At 42.9% G+C, this 24,748-nt stretch carries 23 protein-coding genes and 19 tRNA genes; 10 read left to right on the plus strand and 32 right to left on the minus strand.

Features of this window, described 5'->3' with window-relative positions:
- Positions 1 to 77: 77 nt before the first annotated feature.
- From RM049_RS00990 to RM049_RS01075, 18 genes are all read right to left on the minus strand, one after another.
- Positions 78 to 154 (minus strand) — tRNA-Leu (locus RM049_RS00990).
- Positions 155 to 159: 5 nt separating this feature from the next.
- Positions 160 to 233 (minus strand) — tRNA-Leu (locus RM049_RS00995).
- A 3-nt stretch (positions 234 to 236) separates the two neighbouring features.
- A tRNA-Pro gene (locus RM049_RS01000) sits at positions 237 to 309 on the minus strand.
- Positions 310 to 387, minus strand: a tRNA-Leu gene (locus RM049_RS01005). It abuts the tRNA gene before it with no gap.
- A 6-nt stretch (positions 388 to 393) separates the two neighbouring features.
- Positions 394 to 475: transfer RNA gene (locus RM049_RS01010), tRNA-Leu, on the minus strand.
- A 6-nt stretch (positions 476 to 481) separates the two neighbouring features.
- A tRNA-Gln gene (locus RM049_RS01015) sits at positions 482 to 557 on the minus strand.
- 3 nt (positions 558 to 560) lie between these two features.
- Positions 561 to 633 (minus strand) — tRNA-Gln (locus RM049_RS01020).
- Positions 634 to 638: 5 nt separating this feature from the next.
- Positions 639 to 713: transfer RNA gene (locus RM049_RS01025), tRNA-Asn, on the minus strand.
- A gap of 6 nt (positions 714 to 719) precedes the next feature.
- A tRNA-Phe gene (locus RM049_RS01030) sits at positions 720 to 794 on the minus strand.
- A gap of 81 nt (positions 795 to 875) precedes the next feature.
- Positions 876 to 950, minus strand: a tRNA-Arg gene (locus RM049_RS01035).
- Positions 951 to 954: 4 nt separating this feature from the next.
- A tRNA-Ser gene (locus RM049_RS01040) sits at positions 955 to 1,044 on the minus strand.
- A gap of 4 nt (positions 1,045 to 1,048) precedes the next feature.
- A tRNA-Tyr gene (locus RM049_RS01045) sits at positions 1,049 to 1,131 on the minus strand.
- A 7-nt stretch (positions 1,132 to 1,138) separates the two neighbouring features.
- A tRNA-Glu gene (locus tag RM049_RS01050) sits at positions 1,139 to 1,210 on the minus strand.
- A gap of 9 nt (positions 1,211 to 1,219) precedes the next feature.
- Positions 1,220 to 1,291, minus strand: a tRNA-Trp gene (locus RM049_RS01055).
- Between the two features lie 3 nt (positions 1,292 to 1,294).
- Positions 1,295 to 1,370, minus strand: a tRNA-Met gene (locus RM049_RS01060).
- Positions 1,371 to 1,374: 4 nt separating this feature from the next.
- Positions 1,375 to 1,447 (minus strand) — tRNA-Cys (locus tag RM049_RS01065).
- A 3-nt stretch (positions 1,448 to 1,450) separates the two neighbouring features.
- Positions 1,451 to 1,527 (minus strand) — tRNA-Glu (locus tag RM049_RS01070).
- A 4-nt stretch (positions 1,528 to 1,531) separates the two neighbouring features.
- Positions 1,532 to 1,605 (minus strand) — tRNA-Asp (locus RM049_RS01075).
- A gap of 177 nt (positions 1,606 to 1,782) precedes the next feature.
- Between RM049_RS01075 and RM049_RS01080 the strand changes: the two genes are divergently transcribed.
- Together RM049_RS01080 and RM049_RS01085 are read left to right on the plus strand one after the other, a co-directional pair.
- Complete coding sequence (locus RM049_RS01080; RefSeq protein WP_322660210.1) at positions 1,783 to 1,905, plus strand: hypothetical protein; 123 nt, start codon at positions 1,783 to 1,785, stop codon at positions 1,903 to 1,905.
- A 200-nt stretch (positions 1,906 to 2,105) separates the two neighbouring features.
- The gene (locus tag RM049_RS01085; RefSeq protein ID WP_322702851.1) at positions 2,106 to 2,951 is read left to right on the plus strand and encodes a polysaccharide deacetylase family protein; all 846 of its coding nucleotides are present in this window, start codon (positions 2,106 to 2,108) and stop codon (positions 2,949 to 2,951) included.
- 174 nt (positions 2,952 to 3,125) lie between these two features.
- Here RM049_RS01085 and RM049_RS01090 read toward each other — a convergent pair whose 3' ends face one another.
- From RM049_RS01090 to RM049_RS01100, 3 genes are all read right to left on the minus strand, one after another.
- Positions 3,126 to 3,515 (minus strand): alr0857 family protein, encoded by a 390-nt coding sequence (locus RM049_RS01090; RefSeq protein ID WP_322671782.1) that lies wholly within the window; start codon positions 3,513 to 3,515, stop codon positions 3,126 to 3,128.
- A gap of 16 nt (positions 3,516 to 3,531) precedes the next feature.
- Positions 3,532 to 4,038: an HNH endonuclease gene (locus RM049_RS01095; RefSeq protein ID WP_322702903.1), complete on the minus strand. Its 507-nt coding sequence runs from the start codon at positions 4,036 to 4,038 to the stop codon at positions 3,532 to 3,534.
- 114 nt (positions 4,039 to 4,152) lie between these two features.
- The gene (locus RM049_RS01100; protein ID WP_322702852.1) at positions 4,153 to 4,404 is read right to left on the minus strand and encodes a hypothetical protein; all 252 of its coding nucleotides are present in this window, start codon (positions 4,402 to 4,404) and stop codon (positions 4,153 to 4,155) included.
- 71 nt (positions 4,405 to 4,475) lie between these two features.
- Here RM049_RS01100 and RM049_RS01105 point away from each other — a divergent pair, with 71 nt between their 5' ends.
- The 3 genes from RM049_RS01105 to RM049_RS01115 all read left to right on the plus strand — a co-directional run bounded on the left by RM049_RS01105 (position 4,476) and on the right by RM049_RS01115 (position 8,284).
- Positions 4,476 to 4,811 carry a hypothetical protein gene (locus tag RM049_RS01105; protein WP_094347436.1) on the plus strand — a complete coding sequence of 112 codons (336 nt, stop codon included), beginning with the start codon at positions 4,476 to 4,478 and terminating at the stop codon, positions 4,809 to 4,811.
- 828 nt (positions 4,812 to 5,639) lie between these two features.
- Positions 5,640 to 7,688: a GAF domain-containing sensor histidine kinase gene (locus tag RM049_RS01110; RefSeq protein WP_322702853.1), complete on the plus strand. Its 2,049-nt coding sequence runs from the start codon at positions 5,640 to 5,642 to the stop codon at positions 7,686 to 7,688.
- An 8-nt stretch (positions 7,689 to 7,696) separates the two neighbouring features.
- Positions 7,697 to 8,284: an SRPBCC family protein gene (locus RM049_RS01115; protein WP_322702854.1), complete on the plus strand. Its 588-nt coding sequence runs from the start codon at positions 7,697 to 7,699 to the stop codon at positions 8,282 to 8,284.
- Between the two features lie 93 nt (positions 8,285 to 8,377).
- Here RM049_RS01115 and RM049_RS01120 read toward each other — a convergent pair.
- Positions 8,378 to 8,450: transfer RNA gene (locus RM049_RS01120), tRNA-Glu, on the minus strand.
- 326 nt (positions 8,451 to 8,776) lie between these two features.
- Between RM049_RS01120 and RM049_RS01125 the strand changes: the two genes are divergently transcribed.
- Positions 8,777 to 10,696, plus strand: coding sequence for a cation:proton antiporter (locus RM049_RS01125; RefSeq protein ID WP_322702855.1), 1,920 nt, complete (start codon positions 8,777 to 8,779; stop codon positions 10,694 to 10,696).
- Between the two features lie 156 nt (positions 10,697 to 10,852).
- Here RM049_RS01125 and RM049_RS01130 read toward each other — a convergent pair whose 3' ends face one another.
- Both RM049_RS01130 and RM049_RS01135 read right to left on the minus strand, forming a co-directional pair.
- Positions 10,853 to 11,485, minus strand: a complete 633-nt coding sequence (locus RM049_RS01130) for a cytochrome b N-terminal domain-containing protein (RefSeq protein WP_322671787.1) — start codon at positions 11,483 to 11,485, stop codon at positions 10,853 to 10,855.
- Between the two features lie 100 nt (positions 11,486 to 11,585).
- Entirely contained in the window at positions 11,586 to 12,281 is a 696-nt protein-coding gene (locus RM049_RS01135; protein ID WP_322702856.1) for a lipase, read from the minus strand.
- 615 nt (positions 12,282 to 12,896) lie between these two features.
- Between RM049_RS01135 and RM049_RS01140 the strand changes: the two genes are divergently transcribed.
- The gene (locus tag RM049_RS01140) at positions 12,897 to 14,414 is read left to right on the plus strand and encodes a hypothetical protein (RefSeq protein WP_322702857.1); all 1,518 of its coding nucleotides are present in this window, start codon (positions 12,897 to 12,899) and stop codon (positions 14,412 to 14,414) included.
- 357 nt (positions 14,415 to 14,771) lie between these two features.
- On the opposite strand, the gene petJ is transcribed toward RM049_RS01140, so the two are convergent.
- From petJ to RM049_RS01160, 4 genes are all read right to left on the minus strand, one after another.
- Positions 14,772 to 15,116 (minus strand): cytochrome c6 PetJ, encoded by a 345-nt coding sequence (gene petJ, locus RM049_RS01145; protein ID WP_322671790.1) that lies wholly within the window; start codon positions 15,114 to 15,116, stop codon positions 14,772 to 14,774.
- Between the two features lie 244 nt (positions 15,117 to 15,360).
- Positions 15,361 to 15,780 carry a plastocyanin gene (petE, locus tag RM049_RS01150; RefSeq protein ID WP_322700206.1) on the minus strand — a complete coding sequence of 140 codons (420 nt, stop codon included), beginning with the start codon at positions 15,778 to 15,780 and terminating at the stop codon, positions 15,361 to 15,363.
- A gap of 241 nt (positions 15,781 to 16,021) precedes the next feature.
- Positions 16,022 to 16,513 (minus strand): photosystem II cytochrome c-550, encoded by a 492-nt coding sequence (gene psbV / locus RM049_RS01155; protein WP_322671792.1) that lies wholly within the window; start codon positions 16,511 to 16,513, stop codon positions 16,022 to 16,024.
- 134 nt (positions 16,514 to 16,647) lie between these two features.
- A complete protein-coding gene (locus RM049_RS01160; protein WP_322671793.1) occupies positions 16,648 to 16,863 on the minus strand; it encodes a hypothetical protein in 216 nt (71 codons plus the stop codon).
- 99 nt (positions 16,864 to 16,962) lie between these two features.
- On the opposite strand from RM049_RS01160, the gene RM049_RS01165 reads away from it, so the two are divergent.
- On the plus strand, positions 16,963 to 17,127 hold the full coding sequence (locus RM049_RS01165) for a histidine kinase (RefSeq protein ID WP_322702858.1): 165 nt from the start codon (positions 16,963 to 16,965) through the stop codon (positions 17,125 to 17,127).
- On the opposite strand, the gene RM049_RS01170 is transcribed toward RM049_RS01165, so the two are convergent.
- Positions 17,108 to 17,944, minus strand: a complete 837-nt coding sequence (locus RM049_RS01170) for a carbohydrate ABC transporter permease (RefSeq protein WP_322702859.1) — start codon at positions 17,942 to 17,944, stop codon at positions 17,108 to 17,110. The two genes, RM049_RS01165 and RM049_RS01170, sit on opposite strands and share 20 nt — an antisense overlap.
- Entirely contained in the window at positions 17,941 to 18,849 is a 909-nt protein-coding gene (locus tag RM049_RS01175; protein WP_322702860.1) for a sugar ABC transporter permease, read from the minus strand. The genes RM049_RS01170 and RM049_RS01175 overlap by 4 nt, the downstream gene beginning before the upstream one ends.
- A gap of 343 nt (positions 18,850 to 19,192) precedes the next feature.
- Here RM049_RS01175 and RM049_RS01180 point away from each other — a divergent pair, with 343 nt between their 5' ends.
- Positions 19,193 to 19,843: a PEP-CTERM sorting domain-containing protein gene (locus tag RM049_RS01180; RefSeq protein ID WP_322686355.1), complete on the plus strand. Its 651-nt coding sequence runs from the start codon at positions 19,193 to 19,195 to the stop codon at positions 19,841 to 19,843.
- Between the two features lie 439 nt (positions 19,844 to 20,282).
- Here RM049_RS01180 and RM049_RS01185 read toward each other — a convergent pair whose 3' ends face one another.
- Positions 20,283 to 21,542, minus strand: a complete 1,260-nt coding sequence (locus RM049_RS01185) for an ABC transporter substrate-binding protein (protein ID WP_322702861.1) — start codon at positions 21,540 to 21,542, stop codon at positions 20,283 to 20,285.
- A 188-nt stretch (positions 21,543 to 21,730) separates the two neighbouring features.
- Between RM049_RS01185 and RM049_RS01190 the strand changes: the two genes are divergently transcribed.
- The gene (locus tag RM049_RS01190) at positions 21,731 to 23,146 is read left to right on the plus strand and encodes an MFS transporter (RefSeq protein ID WP_322671800.1); all 1,416 of its coding nucleotides are present in this window, start codon (positions 21,731 to 21,733) and stop codon (positions 23,144 to 23,146) included.
- Between the two features lie 214 nt (positions 23,147 to 23,360).
- On the opposite strand, the gene accD is transcribed toward RM049_RS01190, so the two are convergent.
- The gene (gene accD / locus RM049_RS01195; RefSeq protein WP_322702862.1) at positions 23,361 to 24,311 is read right to left on the minus strand and encodes an acetyl-CoA carboxylase, carboxyltransferase subunit beta; all 951 of its coding nucleotides are present in this window, start codon (positions 24,309 to 24,311) and stop codon (positions 23,361 to 23,363) included.
- Between the last annotated feature and the right edge of the window lie 437 nt (positions 24,312 to 24,748).

The following is a 24,748-nucleotide window of genomic DNA, read 5'->3' on the forward strand; positions in this document are numbered from 1 at the left end:
CTGGTAACAGGAATTGAACCTACGACCTGGAGTTCCTGAAACTCCGGCGCTCGCAACTGCGCCACACCCAGATATTTTGGTACTCTCGACAGGATTTGAACCTGCAAAAAACTAGATCCTCAATCTAGTGCGTCTTCCGTTCCGCCACGAGAGCATTAGTACCCCTGACAGGATTTGAACCTGCAAAATCTGGACTCTGATTCCAGCACGTATGCCAGTTCCGTCACAGGGGCATATCGGGATGGCAGGACTCGAACCTGCGACTCCATGCTCCCAAAGCATGGCTTCTGGCCACTGAATTACATCCCGTGGTACTCCTGGTGGGAGTCGAACCCACAACTAAACAGATTTTAAGTCTGCCACCTCTTCCAATTGGGCTACAGGAGCAAATTTTGGTACTCTTGGTGGGAATCGAACCCACAACATACCGTTTTTGAGACGGCAGCCTCTTCCAGTTGGGTTGGGCTACAAGAGCAGAGTTTGGCAGCCCCACCAGGGGTCGAACCTGGAATCTTCGCCTTCAAAGGGCGCTATGTTGCCAATTACACTACAGGGCTTTATTGCCAGGGCAGGGTTTGAACCTGCAACCTCATCGTTCAGAGCGATGCGACTTCCCAATTCGTCCACCCGGCAATGAATGGCTGCCTCAGTAGGACTCGAACCTACAACCGCGCGGTTAACAGCCGCTTGCTCTACCATTGAGCTATGAGGCAACGAAGCCCCCCAGGTCGGAATCGAACCGACGACCTCCTGTTCTTCAGACAGGCGCTAACTACCAACTGAGCTACCGGGGGATAAGGAGGAGAGATGGGTTTTACCCAGTGGACTGGTTTAATTCAACTCGAATCAGCCACTCCATCATCTCTCCCATGTAACGAGAGTGGAGGGATTTGAACCCTCACGTCTTCAGTTTCGTAGACTGAGATGTTATCCAGTTACACCACACTCTCAAAACGGAGAGAACAGGATTTGAACCTGCGACGGATATTAACTACCCGTTTCCTCTTAGCAGGAGGACGCTTTGAGCCACTCAGCCACCTCTCCATAGTGGGTCGAGCAGGATTTGAACCTGCGCGCAAAAAAGAACAGTTTTACAGACTGTCGCCTTCAACCAGACTCGGCCACCGACCCATAATGATTCCCCTGACGGGACTTGAACCCGCAATTTCTGCTTTGAAAGAACAGCGACTTAACCATTCGTCCACAGGGGCATGATTGACGCAGGGACTAGGATTTGAACCCAGAACATCGGATTTGGAGTCACGAGGTGTTGCCGTTACACCATCCCTGCATTTGGTGGCAGCAGCGGGATTTGCACCCGCATATACCAGGGTATGAACCTGGGGCTTTGCTGATTAAGCTACGCTGCGACAGAGGTCAAGGCGGGATTTGAACCCGCGCTAATCGGTTTTGCAGACCAACGCCTTACCAACTTGGCTACCTGACCATTTGGGAGTCCCGACGAGATTCGCACTCGCAATCTTCAGCTTGAGAAACTGACGGCTTAAACTATTCGCCTACGGGACTACAACCAGGGTGACGGGATTTGAACCCGCAACATTTCCGCAGACAACGGAACGCTCTAGCCTGTTGAGCTACACCCCGATTTTTGAGAATCTGTGCTTAAACTTTGAGGTTTTTAGGCACAGATTTTATTGGTGAACTTGCCCATTTCTTATTTAGTTTTCAAGGTTCAGATAATTGACTTTTAACTGTTAGGAAAACAACCGAAATTCTAGGTAGCAAGCCTGTTGTGTATTACGGATGTATTCAGTGGTTTTGATGAGTGCAAACTTAGAACTTTTTTCGTTTCTTGCTTCTACTGCCGATGGTTTGCAAGTAGAAACAGCTTTATTGACTGAGGACTTTGGTTTATTCCAACGCCTGTCCTTTAGTTGGATGTAGAACATAACTTTGACTCTTGAGAAGCTTTGTCTTTCGCCTCACTACAAACATACTACAAAATACTACAAGAGGTGTCAAGGGGTTTTAGAAAAAACTTTTGAAATTGTCTAGAAAAGTTTCTACGCTTAGGTTTGAACTTAATTAACCACTCTGAAAAGTAAAACTACAGTTATGCTTGGTTGAGTTTTTAAAAGCCTGACGTGACAGACAACTCCTTCAAGCGACAACAGATAATTAGTTTTGTCGCGATCGCCTCTAGTATTACAGCTTGTAGTATTGCTCCAACTATTTCCCCACAATTGGGCTTGAACCAGCCAGTAAGCAAAATCCATACTGCACTTCAAGATCCAGCGAAGGGCCAAATTAATGCCCAGGTACCGCCATCAGCCAAAGTAGAAAACCCTACCTTTACAGTCCCAGCTAAATTTCAGGGAAAAACTGTTTATAAGGTGCAACCCAGCAACAATGAAAAGGTTATTGCTCTCAGCATTGATGATGGGCCCTGGCCAAAGACAACCCTAGAAATGCTGGATATCTTGAAGCAAAATGATGTTAAAGCCACATTCTTTTGGGTAGGACAAGCTTTACAAGCAAATCCAGACTTAGCCAAGCGTGAAGTAGCCGAGGGACACGCCATTGGCAACCATACTTGGCATCATTGGTATCGGCGAATGGATGAAGCCACAGCTAAAAGTGAAATCGATCGCACAGCGGATCTGATATACAAAATTACAGGAGTCAAAACTTCTCTGTTTCGTCCTCCTGGAGGCTTTTTAAATAATGGACTAGCCGCTTACGCCAAAAGCCAGAAAGATGCTGTAATTATGTGGTCGCTAACTTCCGCTGATACCGATCCTCATGCCAAACCGCAGGCATTTGTAAATAATGTCCTCAAAGGCGCGAAACCTGGTTTTATTGTTTTAATGCATGATGGTGGTGGCGATCGCCAAAGAACTGTACAAGCTTTGCCACAAATCATCACCGGACTCAAACAGCAAGGCTACCGATTTGTAACAATTCCTGAACTACTAAAAATGACGCAATAAAGGGTGAGAAATTCTCCTCACCTGATTTTAGATTTTAAATTTGGGATTTTGGATTGAGTAATCCGAAATCCCAAAATGTTTGTTCTCGCAGGTCTCCAAGAGTTACCCCCGAATTTCAACGTGAGAACAAATCTAAAATCCAAAATCCAAAATTGAGTCACCCGACTATTTGGTTTATTCGCTCATGACAGAAGCACAAGATTGAGCTTCCTGCCAAAGTTTGTGCAAAAAGAACTCAGCGCGATCGCTCATAGTGGTGACAAACACACCGACAGAATCCTTAGAACTAGCTGATAGCCAAGAACCCCGCAGGGTGACTTCCATATATTCGGCATCGCACGCACAGAGGGCAATGATTTCTCTGTCATCTCTTTTTACCTCAGCCCTGAGTACTTCTACTCCTGGTAAGTCAACAGGAAGCAAAAAGGAAGCGGTACTGGGTTCAATGCACAAACTTTGCCCAACTCGCAGGGCTAAAATCACTCGTTGCGCTACCCATTCTTCTAGCGACAGAGTGACACATTCCAAATCAAAACTGCTTTCAGTGTAAGTTAATTTCAGCATTCCTTATGCTCTCCTGTTATTCCAGGTTTGCTTGCATATCTATCCAAAACTGTTCAGCAAAAGAAATCGCGGGGTGGATTGGCGCTTTTGGTTTGGTACACAGTTGCATACCAGCTTCAAACAAGGTGCGATCGCCTTTACGGGAGTTACATCTTTCACAAGCTGCGACTACGTTATCCCAAGTGTGAGAACCGCCTTTAGAACGTGGCATCACATGATCTAGCGTTAGATGTTTGCTGCTGCCACAATATTGGCAACTGTGATGGTCTCGTCGCAATACTTCCCGCCGATTCACTGGCGGAACTTTCCACATCCGCTCATTAGAAGTGATTGTCAAGCGAATATGTTTTGGCACATCAATTACCAAACTGGGTGAGTGAACTTGCCATCCGCTTTCTGTGGTAAAACCCAACGGTTGCGCCTTGTTGGTTACTAACAGCACAATCGCCCGCTTGATATTGACCCGACATAGTGGCAAGTAATTTTGAGAAAACACCACCACAGATTGCTCTAACACTTGCATTGCGTTCGCGCCGCGCATGGGAGATATCGTCACAGCTTAACTCCTTATAAAAAAACCCCCGCTTCAAGTTTTCGGTGAAGCGGGGGTTAGAATTGACCGGAAAATTTTCTGGTCTCATATCGGTACAGGATTCCTTTGCCTGTACCCCCCGCTTTTTTGATCTAGTTGTGGTTTTGCAATTAGTGCACTAATGGCTACATACTTATAATCATCATTACCTTCTGTGATTTGCCCATGATTTCGGCTACCATCGCCCATAAATAAATACTCCACTTCCATAGCACCTGATTCCCAATTGGTTCGGCAATTGGTGGCACACAAAATTGAAGTAGAGATGGGGTAGATTGATTTCACAGAAAATTTCACCTATTGAACATTCCTTTAAACATACTACACTTGTATTACTATCCTGTCTATACCTTTAAGGAGAAAAACTGATGCATACGATCGCTCGCACCCCAACCACCGATATGGAAGTTACCAGCATTCGCCTAGAACGGGAACTCAAAGATAAACTCAAAGAAATAGCTGGGAATCAGGGATATCAAGCTCTGATCCGAGATATCCTTTGGAATTATGTCCAGCAAAAATCAGGTGAGTGGAAGCCTCGATTTTCGCGATCCGACATTCGAGCTAGCATAGCTGCCACAGCTCAGCAAGAAGAACGCTGTGTGCTTACAGGTCAACTAATTCAACCCCAAGAACCGATGTTGTTAGGACTAACGAGGAATGGCGATATGGTTCCTCTGAGTGTCGAGAGCTTGGCTGGATAAACTTCGTCTATTTTGAAACCTGGTGTAGGGAGGGCATCTAGCCCGCCCTACCAGCAGGGAGTAAAAAATGCTCTTACTACTTTAAAAAATATAGTTCTGAAAATAGATGTGGTTTTTTATATTCAGATTAATGCAGCCCAGTTATTTTTACTAATAACTGGGCTGCATTCACCATTTAGCCAGAACAGCTGCAATCTCTAGCGAGCAAGAATTTATTTATATTTAAGCTCTACTCCAAATTTCTGCCATAAGTTGGGAACAAGACGCTTATGAACTCGCTACCATAGTTACGCTATCAGTGTAGATCGGGTCTGAACACGAGTGCGTCTCGTTGATGCAGCCTTTTTTAGAGAAGAGAAGCCTACACTGCAAGAACAAGCTCCTCGTGCCTCCTTTACTTTTGTTGATATTTTACTGAGAGTTACGGAGATCGAGGAGTAGCTTGTTAAACCTACTAGTTTTTTCAATAAATGTAATAAAGCTTTATAAAGCAAGTTACGTAATTTTACGCGCTCAAAAGGGGAATTTTGCTGTGATTCCAGAGAAATTACGGTTTATGTATACTTACAGACAGGATAAAGTTAGTAAATTATTTCCAGACAGTGCAGTTAAAAATAAGCTAACTTAAGCATTTATAGGATATTTTGAGTATTTTATTACTTATGTTCCAATGTAGCAATTTGCTTGATGTGGTGGAAATTTGGCCATCTGATATAGAAAAGGGCTATAACAGGTGAGAGAAAGTATTCACACAAAATTTGTCAATTATCAAGGTATAGCAACACAACTAACGGTGAAGAATATGCCAAGAGGTTGGGTGCAAGAACAATGGGGTTACTATCCGAGGGCGTGCCAGAAATGAAAAAGCCTTTATCATCGCTGCCACATTACGTAGATGACATAGATCGACTACAACCTTATCAAGTCAAGCTGATGCAGCATCAGGAAGAACCTGCCCGCGAGTTGGTACAAAAGATTAACCAAATCATTGCTAATAACTCTGCTACGGCTTTGATGCTGCAAGAGATTGCCCAATTGCTAGGAGTTGCTTTTCAAGTGGATTGCTGCTGCTTGGTTTCTGTGGCGGGTGAGACATCAGACGAAACAACTACGACTAATTGGTGTGCTGATGAGTATCTAGGGTTGCCACACCCAGAAGAAATGTTTTCGATGGAACAGTTGCTTATGCACTCGCCAGTGCTACAATGTGCTGCCCAACCATTGACTATTGAAGACATTTCCATAATTCAAAATAGTCTGGTAATTGGGTGTCAATATTTACCACTACCGATAAAAGCGGTTTTGGCAATTCCGACTCGGTTTGGTGGCAATAATAATGGAGTGATTAATCTGATTAAATTCCAACCTTATGAATGGAGTGAATCAGAAAAACAATTGCTCAAAGAAGTGGAGTCGGCTTGCGCGATTGCTTTTTCTGGAGTGGCACAAGCTCAACAAATTACTCATCAAGAGCAGTCCCTGCAAAAAAGCAAGCACCATCAAAGCTTGATCAAGCAATTAACCATATTGAGTCGTAGCAACTTGGAGCTAAATCAAATGCTTCAGTTAGTTATCGCCTCAACAGCCGAATCTCTACAGGCAGATCGGGGTTTGCTCATCTTACTAAAATATACAGATCCACTATTTAAGACTCAAGCTAAAAAACAAATCCCCAAAGCGAAAGCTAGTGTAATCGCCCAATGGGCTAGAGAAACACAAAATTCTAGCACTAGTAAACTAGACACCTTAACTGAGTCTTTCTTGATTTCAGACTGTGGTTTATGCCAGCGTGCCTTCATGGATTCTGGAAAACCAGTAATCTTCGATGACTATACAGATCAAAACGATACCTTAACAGCTGCTCCATTATTTGCGATAGAGAAATTGCCTGCGGTACTTTTAGTGCCATTGGAAAGTCAAGGTAAAATTTTAGGCTTCTTGGTGCTACAGCAAGCTGTGATTCGCAATTGGCAACCAGAAGAATTAAATCTTGTGGAAATGGTTTGCGCTCAAATGAGTAACGCCATCATTCAGTCACAGACATTGCGTCAAGTGCAAACTTTGGTAGACGATCGGACGGCGAAACTCCAGAGTAGTATAGAACTCCAAGCGAAATTGCATGAAAGAACCCGCCAGTATGTCGAGCAGCTGCGGAAACTTAATGAACTCAAAGATGAATTTTTGAGTAATATGAGCGATCGCCTACGCTATCCTTTGACAAATATGCTGATGTCAATAAAAAACTTGCGTTTGCCAGGAATAGCGCCAGAGCGTCAGGGTAGATATCTAGATATTCTTGAGCAGGAATGTTCAAAAGAAATCAACTTGATTAATGACTTGTTGACACTCCAAAAGCTAGAATCGCCTCACGAAGCCCCACAATTAGAATCTATAGATTTAAATACTAGAATTCAGGATATAGCAGCATCTTTTGAGAAAAAACTTGGCGAAAAAGGATTAAAAATTTCTATAGATTTGCCGGAGGAATCGCTCAAACTGCAAACTGAACTGGAGAGTTTTGACCGTATCCTGCAAGAATTATTAACTAATGCCTGTAAATATTCAGAGTCTGATACAATAGTTCGCCTTGAAGCGTCTCACCGAGTCGATCAGCAAATCGATCAAGTTATCATGAAGGTGACGAATACAGGACGTGCCATCTCTGAAGAAGAAGCGACCTACATCTTTGATAAGTTCCGCCGTGGAAAAGGTCGCTGGACTCCAGGGACTGGCTTGGGACTTGCTTTAGTCAAGTCTTTAGTGCAGCATTTAGATGGAGCGATCGCTGTTGAAAGTCTCCCAATATCGGATTCTGAACAGAGCGAAATTTGCTTCACCTTGACTCTGCCCCAATTTTCTGACGAAAGCAAACCATAATTCTGAAAGTGACTAAAAAACAGAACGCAACAGAGAACCCTGATTTGCAATCTTCCACTGATGACACCAACCTAGAAGAGGATTTGCTTGCTCAGGTAGAAGTTCAAATTGAGAAAATAGCAGAGCGGCAGCGGCAAATCAGCGCTAAAGTCCAAATTCCCCATCCAGTGGAGCAAATCTGGAAGGTTTTGACAAATTATGAAGCCTTACCAGACTTCCTCCCCAACCTGGCCAAGAGTTGTTTAATCGAGCATCCCGATGGTGGAATTCGACTGGAGCAAGTAGGCTCCCAACGCTTACTGAATTTCAACTTTTGTGCGCGGGTAGTTCTAGATTTGGAAGAATGCTTCCCTAAAACAATTAATTTCCGCATGGTAGAGGGAGATTTTAAAGGCTTTTCTGGTAGCTGGTGCTTAGAGCCTTATTCTTTCGGTGAGTCTTTAGGAACAAATCTGTCCTACACAATTCAAGTTTGGCCTAAACTCACTATGCCAGTGGGAATTATTGAAAATCGTCTGAGCAAAGATTTGCGGTTAAATCTTTTGGCTATTCACCAACGTGTAGAAGAACTAGCTAGCAAAGAACCGTATGCATAACAACAAGAAACCATCATTCAGATGTATTCCTGAATGATGGTTTTTATTGCTAAATTTCAAATAAAAAAGCTTTTGCTTTTTATTGTTTTTAAGTACCCCCAGGGGAATTCGAATCCCCGTTACCTCCGTGAAAGGGAGGTGTCCTAGGCCTCTAGACGATGGGGGCATCGGACTCAGACCTTTTATAAGGTAACCAATTTCCTTGCCGTTGTCAACAGGTTTTGCCAAAAAAAGTTTGTGGCAGCTAAACTGGGTGGAAGCAAAAGCTTGAAGAAGATACAAAGATATGGAGACAGATAAAAAAGTTCGTAGATGCTTCTGCGGTCAGCCGCAGGGTGTGTCAGCATTGGGCGCCGGGAATTTCGGAGCATACACATCTCTAAAAAACACTGAAGACAGCAAGGAACAAAGGGTATGATGTTGTACCCTGTAGAGTTAATATCTACGGTTTTTTACAAGAGATTTTGAAATAAATCGCTCAAAATCTACAATATGGAAGCATCTTTTGAAATCACCATACAGATGGCGATCGCTGTCTTTGCAGGCATTAGCGCCCAAGTGCTGGCTGCATACCTTCGTGTACCCAGCATCGTCTTGTTATTGCTGTTGGGCATTTTGTTTGGCTCCGATGGTATAGGGCTATTGCATCCCCATTCGCTAGGCACTGGACTGGAAGTTATAGTCGCCCTGGCAACGGCAATCATTTTGTTTGAAGGCGGACTTAACTTGGATCTGCGTGAGTTAGGTAGAGTTTCAGTCAGCCTACAATTGCTCGTCACTCAAGGAACGCTAATCACCCTGCTTGGCGGGAGCATGGCTGCTCACTGGCTGGGTGAATTTCCCTGGAACATAGCTTTTCTCTATGCTTCCATAGTCGTGGTGACAGGGCCAACCGTCGTTGGGCCATTGCTCAAACAAATCAATGTAGATCGACAAGTGGCAACGCTTTTGGAAGGAGAAGGGGTTTTAATTGACCCTGTAGGGGCTATCCTCGCCTTCGTTGTGCTCGATACAATTTTGAACGGCGATGCTGACCCGATCAATGCGATCGTCGGTTTACTTATACGTTTGGGTGTTGGAGCAGCAATTGGTGGTGCTGGCGGTTATCTGATGAGTTTGATTTTCAAACGCGCCAGTTTTCTGTCATTTGAGCTAAAAAACTTAGTAGTGTTGGCGATACTTTGGAGCTTGTTTACCTTATCGCAGATGATCCGCAGTGAATCGGGAGTCATGACAACAGTAGTTGCAGGGGCAGTCTTTGCTAACTCCTCAGTCCCGGAAGAACGTCTGTTACGCAGCTTTAAGGGACAGCTGACAATTCTCAGCGTTTCGGTGCTATTTATCTTATTAGCTGCTGACCTATCCATTGCCAGTGTGTTTGCTTTGGGTTGGGGTAGTTTATTCACCGTTTTGGTACTAATGTTTGTCGTTCGCCCGATCAATATTCTCTTGTGTACCTGGAACAGTGACCTCAACTGGCGACAAAAACTGTTTTTAAGCTGGGTTGCTCCGAGAGGAATTGTTGCTGCCTCTGTAGCTTCTTTTTTTGCGATTTCGTTGACACAGCGAGGCATTAACGGTGGTGATTCCATCAAAGCTTTAGTTTTCCTGACAATTATCATGACTGTTGTCTGCCAAGGGCTAACAGCTGGCTGGGTTGCCAAATGGCTGCAAATCACCTCCAAGGACGTAACTGGGGCAGTGATTGTGGGTTGTAATCCCTTGAGTCTTCTGATTGCCCGCTTCTTTCAAGAACGGGGAGAAAACGTGGTGATGATTGATACTGACCCCGAATGTCTTGTACAAGCCGAGGCGCAAAATCTCCGGGTTATTGCCAGTAGTGCTCTAGATGCTGCGGTTTTAGAAGAGGCCGGACTTGCTTCTATAGGTACTTTTTTGGCTATGACAAGTAATGGCGAGGTGAATTTTGTTTTGGCTCAACGAGCAGCTGAGGAGTTTAAACCCCCACGCGTCTTAGCTGTTTTTCCCCGCGATCCGCAAGCGAGTACCTCGACTAGTAATAAAGTTAATCAAGCTTTTATTCCAGACTTAGCGATCAAAACTTGGAATGAATATTTGAATGATGGACGAGTGAAATTAGGGACAACTACGCTAGATGAGTTAGAGTTTTCGACTCAATACGATCGCATCCAAGAAAAGATTCGGACTGGGGATTTGATACCGCTATTGGTAGAACGAGCAGAACGCTTACAAGTAATGCCAGCAAACCAAGATTGGGAAATTGGCGATCGCATTATTTATCTATTGCATGACCCCAGACCTAGCCTTTTAAAACGCTTATCTGGTGCCACCCAATCCACTCCCCTCTCTCTAGAAAAGTTACCAGAGGTTGAAGACCTATCCCTTGCTCAATTATCTCAACTTTCTACTAGTGAGGCTTCTGGGGGATGAGGGGATTGGGGCAGAGGGGCAGGGGAGCGGGGGAGCAGAGGAGCAGGGGAAGTAAGGGGACAAGGGGGACAAGGGGAAATTATTGAACAAGTCTCCCCCATTTACCTTGTCTCTTCCTTATACCCACTGCCCCTTTTACTCTTCTTTGACTCTTTATTAGCCTTGAGAAGGAATAAATTCGCTTTCTGGTTTTGGCGCTTCTTGATACATTTGCCATTCCTGCCAGAGTAAAGCAGACAAATGTACTATGGCAAGAATTAGCGTCGTTACCGAAATCAGATAACTGTGGATTGTGTAAAGGTGTTCGACGGTAATTGTGTTAATGGCTCCACCACCAGTCAGGATTTCGCGCAGTTGCCCACCAATCAAAGGAATGGCTTCGATGGTTCCTAGCTCAATGCTAAAACGCCAGTACCCTTCCTGAGTCCAATCTAAAATCATTGCTGTCCAATCCAGCCCGATCGCACTCAGGGTTAACAAAATCACACTAATCCAAGCAGCCAGCCAACTCTTGCGAAATTGTCGACCCAAAAACATCACCACAATTTGAATTAGAGCGATCGCAATTACCGCGTTACCAGCAATATCATGCGCTCTCCAAAACAACCAACCGTATGGCAGTTGTGTATTAATCATCTTTAAGGAGTTATAAGCTCCGCCTGCTGTCGGTTCATAGTAAAAAGACAGCAAAATTCCGGTAGAGATATAAATTAAACACAGAGTCAAAATCACGACTGATAATATCGTCGCTATTCGTCGCAAAATCTTATCGAACTGGGTGCTTTGCATAGCTCACCCCTCCTGTTCTTAACTAAGTATTTATTCTTATTACGATTTTAGCTAAGAAATTTTAATAGTTTTTACTTTTCTTATATAAAAATAAAGTTTTTTAAATCAAATACTGTACCCAAGCTTTTAAGGCTTCTGGTGAGCCATACCAAATTCCAGGACTTCTGGGAGAATGCTTGACACCTTCAATCACCAGATTTTCCGCTCTCTCCAAATGAGCAGCTTCAATGGGCGTAATCCCATCTCCCCAAGTGTTACCCTTACCACAGGTTAATTGGTAACTACTGTAAGCTAACCAACTACCAGGCTGCCTTTTCCCAAAGATAGTTTTGCCAGCCACACAAACGTAACGAACGTTTTTGTAAAAAGCTCCAGGGTAGTTATTGGTAACAAAATCCAGATTGGAGCGTGTCCAGCGTTCTTGGCTAATATGGGGTGTACCCAAGGTGATGAGATTAGCAATTAAGGGATGTCCTTGCCAAAGAAATGGTTTGACATCACCGCGCGCTAAATAGGGCTTTTCTCCCATATAAATGCGGGATATCCAACCTCCGGCTGAATGACCAATTAAGTTAATTTGAGTAGCATTATGTTCACGTAATATATGCTTGATTGTGTAATCGAGATGTTGCAGAATCAGTATTACAGGTGTTACTCCCAAAGTGGGGAGCCAGTCACGCCGTCGCAGTGGGACTGTAACCGTGGGAAAATTCAACTGCTGTAAAGATTGTTCTAGTTGGCGATAAGCGATCGCACTTTCTAGATATCCAGGCAAAATAACTGTCGGTAACGGCATTTTAAATTTTGGATGCAATGATTGAGGGTTTGAACTTTTTTGACGAAGAAGTAGTCATATTCAAGAGCTAGAATTGCGATCGCCTGACTCACTCCTTGAAGAAAAAAGCAATAGCCTTGGTGACATTTAAGGCTAAAATGTCAATAAAATTGTACAATTTGCAACAGTTTGAGGAGCTGCTGATGTGGTAGTATTCTTAAATAGGGCCCAGTCTCGGACAAACACATGTGTCATCTGTTACAGAAGTGTAGTTGACTGAAAAACAGTTGAAAAAACAAGGTCACTTCGGCAGATGTTTTGATGTATTCAAACTTGTGCATTTACTTAAACTTTAATAAAACTCCCAGATATTAATTTTAATTGTGTGCGTCATAAGAATAAAAAATCAAAAGTAGTAATTTTTCAAATAACTCTTTAGCAAGCTCGAATTTTGAAAATATGATGCAGCGTCATTGATTAATTAAAAACTTGAATAAATGGCAATTTTGGCGTTTTGATTGCCAGCAGAGGAAGTTATCATTTCCTTATGAATAACGCATATATTGCAATATCTTGCAATGTCGGAAAGATAAAATCGCTAGTCAACTGTAACTGAGTGAGTGAACGATAACAGCCATGTCTTACGTCTCCCTGCTGAAAAATATACCAGAAATCTTAAGTCAGCCAATTGGGATAGCAGCTATAGCCTCCCTTGGTATCCACGGTGCGATCGCCATGATCGTACCATTGATGCCGATGGAGTCTGACAAGCCTAAAGAAACAGCATCATCCAAAACAGTTGGACTTTTGGAATTGAGCCAAGCCGACCAAAACCGTTTGCCGCAAAGTACACCCAAAATTGGTTTACAACAATTACCTCCAGTCGCCCCACTTGCGGCTCCAAACTTTAGCCTCCAACCGGGATTAACCCCATTAGCACCATCACCATCCAGTCAGCTAGTATTACCTCCGCTACCAGCATCATCGAATAACTATCGAGTCTCTTCCTTGCCTACAAAGCAGTCTTTGCGGATGATTCCGAGTGATAATTTGCGGTTTGACGCGTCTAAATTTGATAGTTCTAAATTTAATACCAGCGCCAGATTCTCTCGACCAGTTCCTCGGGTGAATGTAAGTGAGAGCGTCGCCAAATACGAGCCACCTAAGCCGCTACCTGTAAATAGGTTGCCAGAATTGCAGTCACAGCAAATACCTGCCGATCTTCTGCGGAATCCCCAGCCTCCAATCTTATCTGACAGTACACCCATTGCAACAGCACAGGTAAATACAGCACAGCTAAATACGACTTCGCAAATGACGCAACCAATTCCAAATGCGTCGTCTACAATTGCTCAAAATCCGCTAATAAATTCTCTAAAACAAGCTCCAACGAATGGGGGTACTTTAATTGGAACTAGGGGAAGCACATTACAAGCAACGGATTTATCAACGAAGGGAACTCAACAGGCAATTGCACAGCTAGACTCTTACGCCAACCTGAGAAAGGAAGTCCAGCGACAATACCCCAACGCTGAACAAAAACCAGTCATCCGCCAAACATTATCCACGAATAAGTCAAATCTTGAAGGTGCTGTTTTGGGAGTATTGGTTGTAGATCCTGATGGTAAAGTCTTAGATATCAAATTTCAAGACAAGTTAATTTCCCCAGAATTGCAATTAAAAGCAAGACAATACTTCAACAAGCAATCCCCCAAGGGTGATAAACAGATTAGTTCCTATCCATTTAACCTACGTTTCCAAAACAGCACGAGCAATCTTACTGGGACTACTCAAGAGCAAAACCCCTCGTCATTATCTACACCGGGAATCAATAACAATCAGCTTACTCCCTCACCAGCAGCTACTTTTAAACCATTACCTAATTTACAAATCAGAAATAACCCGCCTACATCCTCACCAACAGGTACTCTCAAACCATTAACTACACCAGCAGCTACTCCCAAACCATTATCTGAATTGCAAATTAAAAATAATCAGTTTACGCCTTCATCGGCAGCTACTACTTCTGAACCTTTATTGTTGCCGAAAATCAATCAGGGTCAGTTTACATCTGCTCCTGAATCGGATAAAAAATTAGTAGAACGGTTGCGCGAAGTCAAGGAAAACAGACAAAAGTCTAATCCAGAAAAATAATTGCCCGTTGATCATTTCGGATTCAGGTAGGGATAATTTATCTAGACGCATTTGCAGCGTCTTGTTTAAAATACAATCCGTTTGAGTTAAGGGTTATTGATGTAGAGACGCGATAAATCGCGTCTCTATATCAGGATTTTGGATTTAAAATATTGTTTTTGGTAGTTGACAAATTAGCGATCGCTAGTTCGTCATACATAACACTTAACTTAGAAGTTCGTTAAAAGGTTCCAAGAAGGAAATGCACTGAGGGATTTCCAACAAATAAATTCTCCAATGTTTTGGGGGTGAGCGTCTAGCTATGTAACTAAAGATAGGCAAACGCTCACCCCAAAAAAACTATACGGTATAGCTACTTTACCAACCTTGTTCTGCATTTTGAAAAACGTAAGCAGCTACCTCCACGATCTCCTCAGAACTTAACTTGCTTTTAAAGGCAGGCATAGCATTTTTACCATTTTGCACTTGGTGGATAATCGCCTCGATTGAGTCTTGATTGTAATTTTCTAGGTACTTTGACAATGCTTCCTTTTTTAAAGTTTTCTGGTTGATAAGGATGTTACCGCCACCTATATGGCAAGAAGCGCAGTTAGCCTCGAAAATTTTAGCACCGTTGGATGTTTCGGCAGCTAGTGCTGGACTAATGAATGTGAATTTGAATAGGGCGATCGCCGACAGTAGAATTAATAAAAGTATTCTCAACAGTATTTCCTCGCAACAAGCCTCCAGCAAGAGTATAAACGCGATTAATCCCTGATTAAGTCAAATTTGATCAAAATTGGCGGTAACAAGTTCACTCCTCGATCGCTACAGATTGTTTAGCGTCTTAGGGAAGGATAGAACTCGTTACCGCCATTTCTGCATTTTATGCGTCACTCTAGGAGTGTAGCGTGTGGCGATGAGCTAATTTCATTGAGTAATCATCTCGTGTCAAACGCTGGTGTTTCTAGCCTTGGACAGTAATTGTACCAACCATGCCAGCACCACGATGAGGTTCACAGTAGAAGGTGTAGTCACCAGCAGGAGCGTCTGCTGCAAAGGTGGTTGTTTCCTTTTGGCCAGGACTCATGAGCAACTTCTTATGAGACAGAGATTTAGCTAAATCAGCGCTCTTAGAGGGGTTTTTGACTGCATCAAACACAACATTATGGGGAGGAACTTTATTGTTCACCCATTCAATAGTGTCACCTGGTTTGATGGTCAACTTTTTCGGTTCAAATGCTAGCAGTCCTTTATCGCTACCCAATTTCACCTGGTAGGTTTCAGCCGAAGCACTGGGAGTAAAAACAGCAAAGCTGCTAACAACTAAAAGGATTGTCAACACAGCTAAACTAAGGCGTCGCCAGCTTGCCGAAATTAATTTCATAGCTCTCTCCTAACAAACAATTTTTTTCCCTTTCTCATTTTAAATAAAATCAACACCAAATATGACAATCTGTCATAGATCAATTTTTTTTTAAGAATGGAGAGCAATTTATTGCAAAAAGCTGTCCAATAATTAGTCAATGGGGAATGGGGAATGGGGAATTAGGAGTAGGGACTGAATTCTTCCCAATTCTCTATTCCCAATGCCCAATACCCTATTCCCAATGACTCAACTCCAGGATTTAGTAATAGATTTTTCCGCCTCCCCACTTAGTACCAACGATTTTGGGTTGTAAGAGAATATGACCGGCGATCGCTTCCAAGTCATCATCCGTCAGATTTCGCACTGCTGTGAAAATATCTGCGCTTTTGAGACTGGGGTGTATTTCGGAAATCTCTTCTTCACCGTCGTAAGTAGTGGGATTTTTCAGGTAATCTACTAAACCTTCAATGTTGTTACGGTTAGGTGTTGCCAGTGCCAAGTCCTCTGGAGTGAGTCCCACGTTTTGGTTTGTCTTGGTAACTCCACCAGCATGACATTGGGCGCAAGCGTAATTAAATAAGCGTTTGCCTTCTTTGACTTGTTTAAGGCTGAGTACAACGGTATCACCTTGAGCATTTAATGGCACTGTTCGGGTAGCTTTGTCCAGTTCCACTGCTGTCGCGCTACCGACAATCAACTGAAACGAGAGTAAAACAGTAGCCACAACAACGCCAATTAGTCTTATAAACATGTTTCCCCTTAAAGATTTTGACGCTCAACACAGCTAAAAACGCGATTCTCAATCTCCAAGCTGCTAATTGCTAATGACTTATTAGTTTTTTATCATTAGCTATCAGTTATTAGCGAAAGTTCTGAGATAACCCTTCAGGGGACTTCGCGATCGCTCACCAAGTCGTTAGTACCTTTGGGGCGTATTTCAGAGGATATTTGGGAAATAATTGCCCTTGCATCTTCTAACGCCAAACGGGTCTTTTGGTGTTTGTAGGCGATTCCCAGTTGGTTGCACAGAGAAAACACTTGTTCTACAGGAATGCTGTAGTCGGCTGCTATCTCTGCGATCGATAGGTCTGCAAAACCCATAATGCTTGTTTACTGATAGATAGAGATTGAGTCGCTGTAATACCAATATCACGTTAGGAGTGCAATTTGTTGCCCAAAATACTGTTTGGGGAATAGGGTATGGGGAATCGGGCATGGGGCATGGGGAATCGGGCATGGGGAATCGGGCATGGGAAACAGAGAGAGCAAAGGAGAATAATTAACGCCCAATGCCCAATGCCCAATGCCCAATGCCCAATGCCCAATGCCCAATGCCCAATGCCTATTAACCTTTTCCCCCGGTAAAGGTGACGCTTTGAATAAAGTAACGATTAAAAAAGGTATAAATGCCTAAAGCTGGCAGGGTAAAGACCATAGAAGCCGCCATAATGTAGTTCCAATAGCTGATGTATTGACCTTTGAAGGTGTTCAGTCCCAAAGGAAGGGTAAACATTTCTGGATCAAATAGGATAACTATAGGCAGTAAAAAATTATTCCAACTCCCCATGAACACAAAAACTGCCTGCGCTGCTAGTGCTGGTTTTGCCAAAGGTAAGACAATGTGTCGAAAAATTCCAAAGGTATTTAAGCCATCGAGTTGAGCTGCTTCTTCTAGTTCTTTAGGAAAATTAACAAAAAATTGCCGCATCATAAAGATGAAAGTGGCATTAACCATGCTAGGAACAATCATGCCTTGATAAGAATTCAGCCAGCCGATCGCTTTTAAAATCAAAAATGTCGGAATCAGGGTGATTTGCGTCGGTACTGCTAGTACTGCCAAAATGAGGAAGAACCAAAAGCGCTTGCCTACAAAGCGCAATCTTGCCAAAGCATAACCAGCCATTGAATTTAACAACAAGTTTAAAAGCGTGACGCTGAGTGCGATCGCTACACTATTGAACAACCAGCGCCAAAATAGCGGTTCTTGGAGAAAGATTTGCCTGTAGTTGTCAAGAGTAAAATTCTTGGGGAGAAAGTTGGGTTCACCACTGACAATCTCTGTTAGTGGCTTAAATGATGCTGAAAGTGCCCAGAGAAAGGGAATTAGAGTAATGATGGCATAAAGTGTCAGTAAGACGTACAACAGGGCTTTGAGCCAGGATAAGCCAGAGGTGTTAGTCAAATCCGTTCGCCTCCGAAAAGTCGCTGCTGAATCAAAGTGATGGCAACGATCGCAGCTGCTAATAAAAATGCGATCGCAGCTGCATATCCCATTTGTAAATTCCGAAACACAGCTTGGTAAATTAGCAGCACCACCGTTAAGGTAGCGTTGTTTGGGCCGCCAGTACCGCCAGAAAAGATGTAAGACTGGTCAAAAAGCTGAAAAGTCCCAATCACCCCCATTGTTACCACAAAGAAGGTTACAGGCTTAAGCAAGGGAAGAGTAATGTGGATAAATTGCTGCCATCCATTTGCGCCATCAAGTTCTGCGGCCTCGTAAAGTGTTTGGGGTATATCTTGCAACGCCGCCAGATAAATCACCATGAAAAACGGTGCAGTTGACCAAATGTTCATGATCGTAATGCCTTTGAGCGCAACTGCTGGATCGCCCAACCAGTTATAAGTAGGTAGCCCCACAAAAGCGAGAAAATCGTTTAGTAGCCCATCAGTGTTATAAATCCACATAAAGATGAGTGTCAGCACTGCTGAAGAAGTGACTGTCGGCAAAAAATAAAGGATGCGCCACCAGTTTTTACCGCGAATCCCAGAATTCAGAGTTACCGCCAAAATTAAAGCCAGGATAGTTTGAGTTGGCACAACAATCGCTACATATTCGGCTGTGTTTTTCAAAGCAATCCAAACTCTTTCATCTTCAGCTAATCGCGCGAAGTTGCGAAAACCGATGAATTCGTACTCAATACCGCCGAGAAGTTGGACTTTTTGCAGGGAAAGAAAAACGGCGTAGAGAATGGGTAAGACTACAAAAGTTCCCAAAACTAGAATGGTGGGCATCATGAACATATACCCAGCCAAGTCTTCAGTGATGTTCCACCTGGATTTTCTGCGCCGCCTGTTAATTTCAAACACTACTGAATCTCCACTTAATCCCGCACTAACCCGACTGTAGCGATGGGTTGTGCATGATTATTTATCGTACTTCTGTCACAAAAGCATTCAATCCTCATTTTGTAAAGAAAAAATTATTCTGCTTTGGGAAAAGGTTAGAAAATTGTTGAAAAAATTGCTTAACTTAGCTCTTGTTCTCTTTTTGGGCTATGCACCGGAGTGGAATTTTTATCTTTAGAGGAGGTTTCTGTATATCATCTGATAAAAAATGCCAATTTGATCAAAGGATTATTCATTGTAACTGCTTCTTAGGTATTGTAAACTCCCTGTGAAAATAGGTACTTTGTAAAAGTGGAGATTTTAAATGATGCTTCATTCACTCAGAATGTGGATTGTTCCACTAGTTTTGACCTCAGTTAGTCTTTGCTCAAATGTAAGCAGAGCAACAGCAAAGACCATTTATCCATTTATTGGCAATTATCGGACAACAGTTAATATTACGCCTATTTCAGGCAACGTTTCGCAGGTATTTGAGGTTGGTTTGAGTGATGATGCCCCCTATGATTTAGAATTATACAAAGGTTTGACATACTCCGTGATTGATGACAAAGGAAATCTCACTTTTAACAATAATCCAGAAGTATTTGGTGTTCAAGGTTTCCCATTAGGCTACATCGTGTTTGGCAACGGTGATAACAAGTTATTTGGAACTAGTGATGCCAGTGCTTCAGTTAATTTTGATAATCTGACAGCGAAAGGTTCTGGCATTGTGAATATCACTGGCGGTAAGGGCATATTCAAAAATGGTATAAGCACACTATTGTTCTCCGAAGAGGACATAGTTAATTTGGGATCAATTATTACCTTGAATGGTCTGGCTTTAGTAAGTGGTTCTATCGAAGTTCCCCAAGAAGTTCCAGAACCAACAACCATCATGGGGACAGTAGTAGCGTTTGGTGGATTAGCTGTTAGTTCGTTTGCAAAGCGAAAGAGAACTGCTAGAAAACAACATTAGTGGCCAACATTAAAGTATTCATAAACACTTTAATTCTTATTATGGATGCTTTAATGTTTACAATATCGGAACTTCGTACTCAGAACTCGGAACTTCGAGAATTCGAGAATAAGTGAAGAGTTAGGTTTAAGAAATATGAGACTCAATTTACAATCTCAACTTTATAAGGCTGTTTCGACACGATTTAAAAAGTCGTCTAAGACTTGTAAAAATCTTTCTGTCTCTTCTAGATGAGGCATGTGTGAACTGTTTTCAAATAGTACCCACTCGGAGTCAGAAATACCCTGATGAACTGTTTTTCGAGGGCAGAAGTATTAGACATGGCACAAAAATTATTTGACATTATAATAGTCGACTATACGTAGACAAATAATTACATCTGATAAAGAGATAGGAAATTTCTACTCAGAAGTGATTTGGTAGAGGTAAGAAAGATTACTTACTCCATCGTCTTAATCTGCTGATTAGCTTCATTCTCTGCCTTCAGCATTGCTTGTTTTAATGGTTGTTGTCCCAACAAGGCGCTGACAAACTGGTTATCAAAGTTATTGACGATCGCACTTGGATATTGACCCACCTGCCACGGTGTAGCATAACTAACTCCCGCGACTAATGGCGATCGCAACGGATCTTGGTCATAACCCAAATTCTTTGCCACTGATTTACGTGTTGGCAAAGCAAACCCTGTTCCTGTCCACTTTTGCATTCCTTCTTTACCCGTGAGATAAGAAATCAATTTCCAAGCTTCGGCTTTGTGTTGTGCTTGCTTATTCATCACGTAGGCAACTGTAAACACCATCGTGCCTTTTTTATCATTAATTGTAGGTACTGGTGCAGTAGCAAACTCTACTTGGGGAAAGGTTTCAGTTAGATAGGGAATTGCCCAGTTACCTTCAATCGCCATTGCTACTTTACTCTGACCAAACATTTCACTACCTGAGTTTGTCCCTACATCAGATTTTTGGGCAGAGGAGCGGTCTTTTTGATATTGGTTTACTACTAACTCTAAACCCTGTAAACCTGACTCACTGGCAAAAGTAGCATAACCATTTTTATCTACGAGTTGTCCACCAAAGGCTTTAATTTTATAAGCCTGACGCGCCAATTCAGGAATTTCGCCAAACCCGTATTTGTTAATTTTGCCTGTCAGTTGCTTCGAGTAGTTACGTAATTCATCCCAACTCGCTGGCGGATTACTCAAGCCGGCGGCAGCGAAGGCTTTTTTGTTATAAAACAGGGCAAGGGTGGAATAGTCTTTGGGAAGACCGTAAATATGATTCTGGTATTTGAAACTGTCGAGTAGGGTATCCTCAAAATCCGCGAGGTCAAATTTGGGGGTAATGTAACCTTCTAACGGTTCTAAGACATTCTGACTCATTAAGAAAGGAGCTTCCAGGGCATCCAGATAAAAGACATCGGGCGCAGCTTCCCCAACTAAACGAGTTTTGATTACATCCATGTATTGGTCGGAAATTACCTCATATTTGACCTTAATAGTTCGATGTTGTGCTTCAAAGTCTTGCAGTACTTGTCTTAATAGTTTTTGCTCAACGGGAGAGCCTCCCCAACCACTAAGTTTGATGGTGACTGCGGTAGATACTAACGGTTTGCTTGGCAATTGTAGGCTGTGACAAGCAATAATAGCGATCGCGATCGCTATCACCAATGCCAAAAAATTAAATAATCCTTTATTGTTCACAAACAAATAATATTCTCTTTCCTCGCTTATACCTTGTGTTATTAAGGAATGATATTTTACTTATTTGAAATTTTGGCTGAAAATTGCAAGCTAAAATAACGAAAAATTATCAGCAATGCTAATTCAAGCATACTGAGTTCCTTTCCAACCTGATTTGTCCGAGGATACTTCACCCATAATTTATGTTGATGGATTCTGTTCAGATTGAAACAACTGCGCCACTGACTCTGGAATTTACCCAGATTGCCTTACCACCAACAGCAATCTCTTCAAACTCTAGAATTTCTAAGGATACTATTCGCACCAGTTTAAAAGCCTCCACTGGGGATGCTGTCTTAGCATCGGTTTACTCTCTTGGAACTGGCGGGATTTTACTCAGCAATTTATTAGTGGAGTTGGGTGCTAGTCCAGTGGTATTTGGGATGCTGTCTTCTATTCCCATGTTGGTCAATCTCATTCAGCCGTTGGGTGCTTACTTGTCGGAACGCAGCACCAGCCGCTTTCAATATTTGCTTCGGACACACGGAATTGGTCGGCTGATATGGCTGATTTTAGTAATTGGTATTGTCAGCGCCAGCTTGGGAGTGATTGATGCTCACCAGTTAGTCATATTGACACTCTTGATTGTTCTATTCAGCAATCTTTTGGGAGGACTAGGAAGCGCATCGTGGCTCAGTTGGGTAGCAATGATAGTTCCCCGGCAATTACGAGGCAGGTTTTTTGGGACACGCAATAGTGCTGCTAACCTTAGCACTTTAGTTTGCGTACCAATTGCCGGTCTAGTTGTATCACATTGGTATGGGGGATCTCTACAAGGTTATGGGATAGTTCTACTGGTAAGCGTTGTGTTTGGGATTATAGGATTAGGATGTCAGTATTTCCAGGTGGATATGAATCCGCGATCGCAAAACACTTATTATGGCCAGTTAACCCCAAGTGAGATTCAATCAGAGGTTGCAAAAGATGAATCTTCTAAAGTCCTTCAATCAATTCATCCACCACAAGACCAGTCAATTAACAGCATCTGGAAAAACTCTAACTTTTTGATTTTTCTGCTGTATTTCAGCTTTTGGACGCTTGCTGTTAACCTCAGCAGTCCTTTTTTTAACCTTTATATGCTCGATACGCTGGATTTGAATGTGAGCTACGTAACTATCTACAACAGCTTTCAGGCGGGGGCGACTTTGCTGATGTTTATCCTGTGGGGAAAATTAGCAGACAAGATAGGCAATCGTCCCATCCTCATCTCTATTGGGATTTTGGTTGCAGCTACACCATTTCTGTGGCTGGGGATTAGTGTTAATCGCCTTGACATCTGGCTGTGGTTGCCACTGTTACACATCTTGATTGGAGGGACTTGGGCGGCAATTGACTTGTGCAACAACAATATACAATTGGCGATCGCACCAACTAAAAATCAGTCTATCTATTTTGCGATCGCAGCTGCCGTTGCTGGAGTAAGTGGCGCTTTGGGCACAACTATAGGCAGTTTCATCGTCCAATTTTCCCAGTCTGGAGGTTTACTAAGCTTGTTTGTCCTCTCTGGTGTATTCCGACTAGTAGCCCTTGTTCCGCTCATGTTTCTTCAAGAGCAAAGAGGTTAGGGAGTGGGGAGTGGGGAGTGAAGAAGCAGGGGAGCAGGGGAGCAGGGGAGATGAGGGGACAAGGGGACAAGGAGATAAACAAAACTCCTTCCTAACTCTTAACTCTTAACTCTTAACTCCTAACTCCTAACTCAGCACGGGCTAAACCTTAGCTTTCCGCTAACAGCACTCCTAATGCCCAATGCCCAATGCCCAATCCCCAATGCCCCAAACTTTATTCTGCCGCGGTAGAAGTCAAGGACATTGTTTCCCACAACACCATGTGAGGTGTTGTTAATACAGGCTGATGTAGAGCAATCAGCTGGGCTAGGGTGTTCTTTAATTGGGTACGGGGTACGATATCATCAACAAAACCATGCTGGAGCAAATCTTCAGCAGTCTGGAAATTTTCGGGTAGTTTTTCCCGCAGGGTTTGCTCAATCACTCGCCGACCAGCAAAACCAATGGTTGCCTTGGGTTCTGCCAAAATTATATCGCCCAACATTGCAAAACTAGCGGTAACGCCGCCCGTTGTCGGATTGGTCAAAACTGGAATATATAATAGTCGCGCTTCTTTATGGCGCTGTAAGGCTGCAGAGATTTTCGCCATCTGCATCAAAGAGAGCATACCTTCTTGCATTCTCGCGCCACCGGAGGTACAAACGATAACTACAGGATAGCGTCGTTGAGTGGCTTGCTCAATCATCCGGGTGAGTCTTTCTCCCACGACGGAACCCATACTACCACCCATGAAGCGGAAGTCCATAACCCCAAGGGCAATGGGCAAACTATTGATTTGACCTAAACCAGTTCTAACTGCATCTATTAAGCCAATTTTATCTTGTGTTTCCCGCAAGCGATCGCTGTAAGGTTTGCGATCGCGAAATTCTAGCGGGTCAGTTGGACGCAAATGCTCATCCAGCGGTTTCCACGTATTGTTATCTATCAATTGACGGATGCGCTCATCACTATCTACCCGATTGTGATGACCACATTCGACACAAACCATCTGATTGGCTTTCAGGTCTTTTGTATATGCCAACACGCCACATTTAGAACATTTATGCCACAAACCATCAGCAATTTCACGCTCTTGGCGTTCGAGGCTGGTAGATCCTGACTTCCTTCGATTTGCAAACCAATCAAATAGAGACTTTAAACCACGTGATTCTTCGTTGTTAGCCATTTTTTATTTTATTTTAAGTGGGTATGAGGTCGAAAACATGTCAAACCGTATTGGGTTGTGCTTAGTCATAAGTCATTTGTCTTTACTAATGACTTATGAATACATCGTTAAACTACGTTTTTAAGCAATTCAGACCTTAATTTTTGTCTTTGGTTGCCAGCTTAACGAAAATACTTATACCAATACAAGTCTCTTGCTCTTTTTTTCAGCAGACTTAATTATATGGACGTAGTGACAAAACCATGAGAATACCAACCTCCAAATAAGATGCTCTCCCCCTCCCACCCTAATCAATTATTTGTATTGCTGGGTTTTGAACAATCAGCATCTGTTGCACTAGTTGTACTTGCCAACGGTTAATCGTCGTTAAGAGGGTAATACAAGTCACAAGCTGAATATTATCAAAATGTGAAGGGCAGATGGGGTAATGTTGGTTA

It is taken from the genome of Nostoc sp. DedQUE04, from assembly GCF_034530995.1.
Taxonomy (GTDB): domain Bacteria; phylum Cyanobacteriota; class Cyanobacteriia; order Cyanobacteriales; family Nostocaceae; genus Nostoc.

Excerpts from the sequence above, each read along its gene's own strand:
- RM049_RS01165 (WP_322702858.1), top strand. The coding sequence starts at position 16,963 with ATGGGGAATCGGGCATGGGGCATGGGGAATCGGGCATGGGGAATCGGG.
- accD (WP_322702862.1), bottom strand. The coding sequence starts at position 24,311 with ATGGCTAACAACGAAGAATCACGTGGTTTAAAGTCTCTATTTGATTGG.
- RM049_RS01095 (WP_322702903.1), bottom strand. The coding sequence starts at position 4,038 with ATGCAAGTGTTAGAGCAATCTGTGGTGGTGTTTTCTCAAAATTACTTG.
- RM049_RS01105 (WP_094347436.1), top strand. The coding sequence starts at position 4,476 with ATGCATACGATCGCTCGCACCCCAACCACCGATATGGAAGTTACCAGC.
- RM049_RS01110 (WP_322702853.1), top strand. The coding sequence starts at position 5,640 with ATGGGGTTACTATCCGAGGGCGTGCCAGAAATGAAAAAGCCTTTATCA.
- RM049_RS01130 (WP_322671787.1), bottom strand. The coding sequence starts at position 11,485 with ATGCAAAGCACCCAGTTCGATAAGATTTTGCGACGAATAGCGACGATA.
- RM049_RS01125 (WP_322702855.1), top strand. The coding sequence starts at position 8,777 with ATGGAAGCATCTTTTGAAATCACCATACAGATGGCGATCGCTGTCTTT.
- RM049_RS01135 (WP_322702856.1), bottom strand. The coding sequence starts at position 12,281 with ATGCCGTTACCGACAGTTATTTTGCCTGGATATCTAGAAAGTGCGATC.
- RM049_RS01140 (WP_322702857.1), top strand. The coding sequence starts at position 12,897 with ATGTCTTACGTCTCCCTGCTGAAAAATATACCAGAAATCTTAAGTCAG.
- RM049_RS01160 (WP_322671793.1), bottom strand. The coding sequence starts at position 16,863 with ATGGGTTTTGCAGACCTATCGATCGCAGAGATAGCAGCCGACTACAGC.
- psbV (WP_322671792.1), bottom strand. The coding sequence starts at position 16,513 with ATGTTTATAAGACTAATTGGCGTTGTTGTGGCTACTGTTTTACTCTCG.
- RM049_RS01080 (WP_322660210.1), top strand. The coding sequence starts at position 1,783 with ATGAGTGCAAACTTAGAACTTTTTTCGTTTCTTGCTTCTACTGCCGAT.
- RM049_RS01180 (WP_322686355.1), top strand. The coding sequence starts at position 19,193 with ATGATGCTTCATTCACTCAGAATGTGGATTGTTCCACTAGTTTTGACC.
- petE (WP_322700206.1), bottom strand. The coding sequence starts at position 15,780 with ATGAAATTAATTTCGGCAAGCTGGCGACGCCTTAGTTTAGCTGTGTTG.
- RM049_RS01090 (WP_322671782.1), bottom strand. The coding sequence starts at position 3,515 with ATGCTGAAATTAACTTACACTGAAAGCAGTTTTGATTTGGAATGTGTC.
- RM049_RS01190 (WP_322671800.1), top strand. The coding sequence starts at position 21,731 with ATGGATTCTGTTCAGATTGAAACAACTGCGCCACTGACTCTGGAATTT.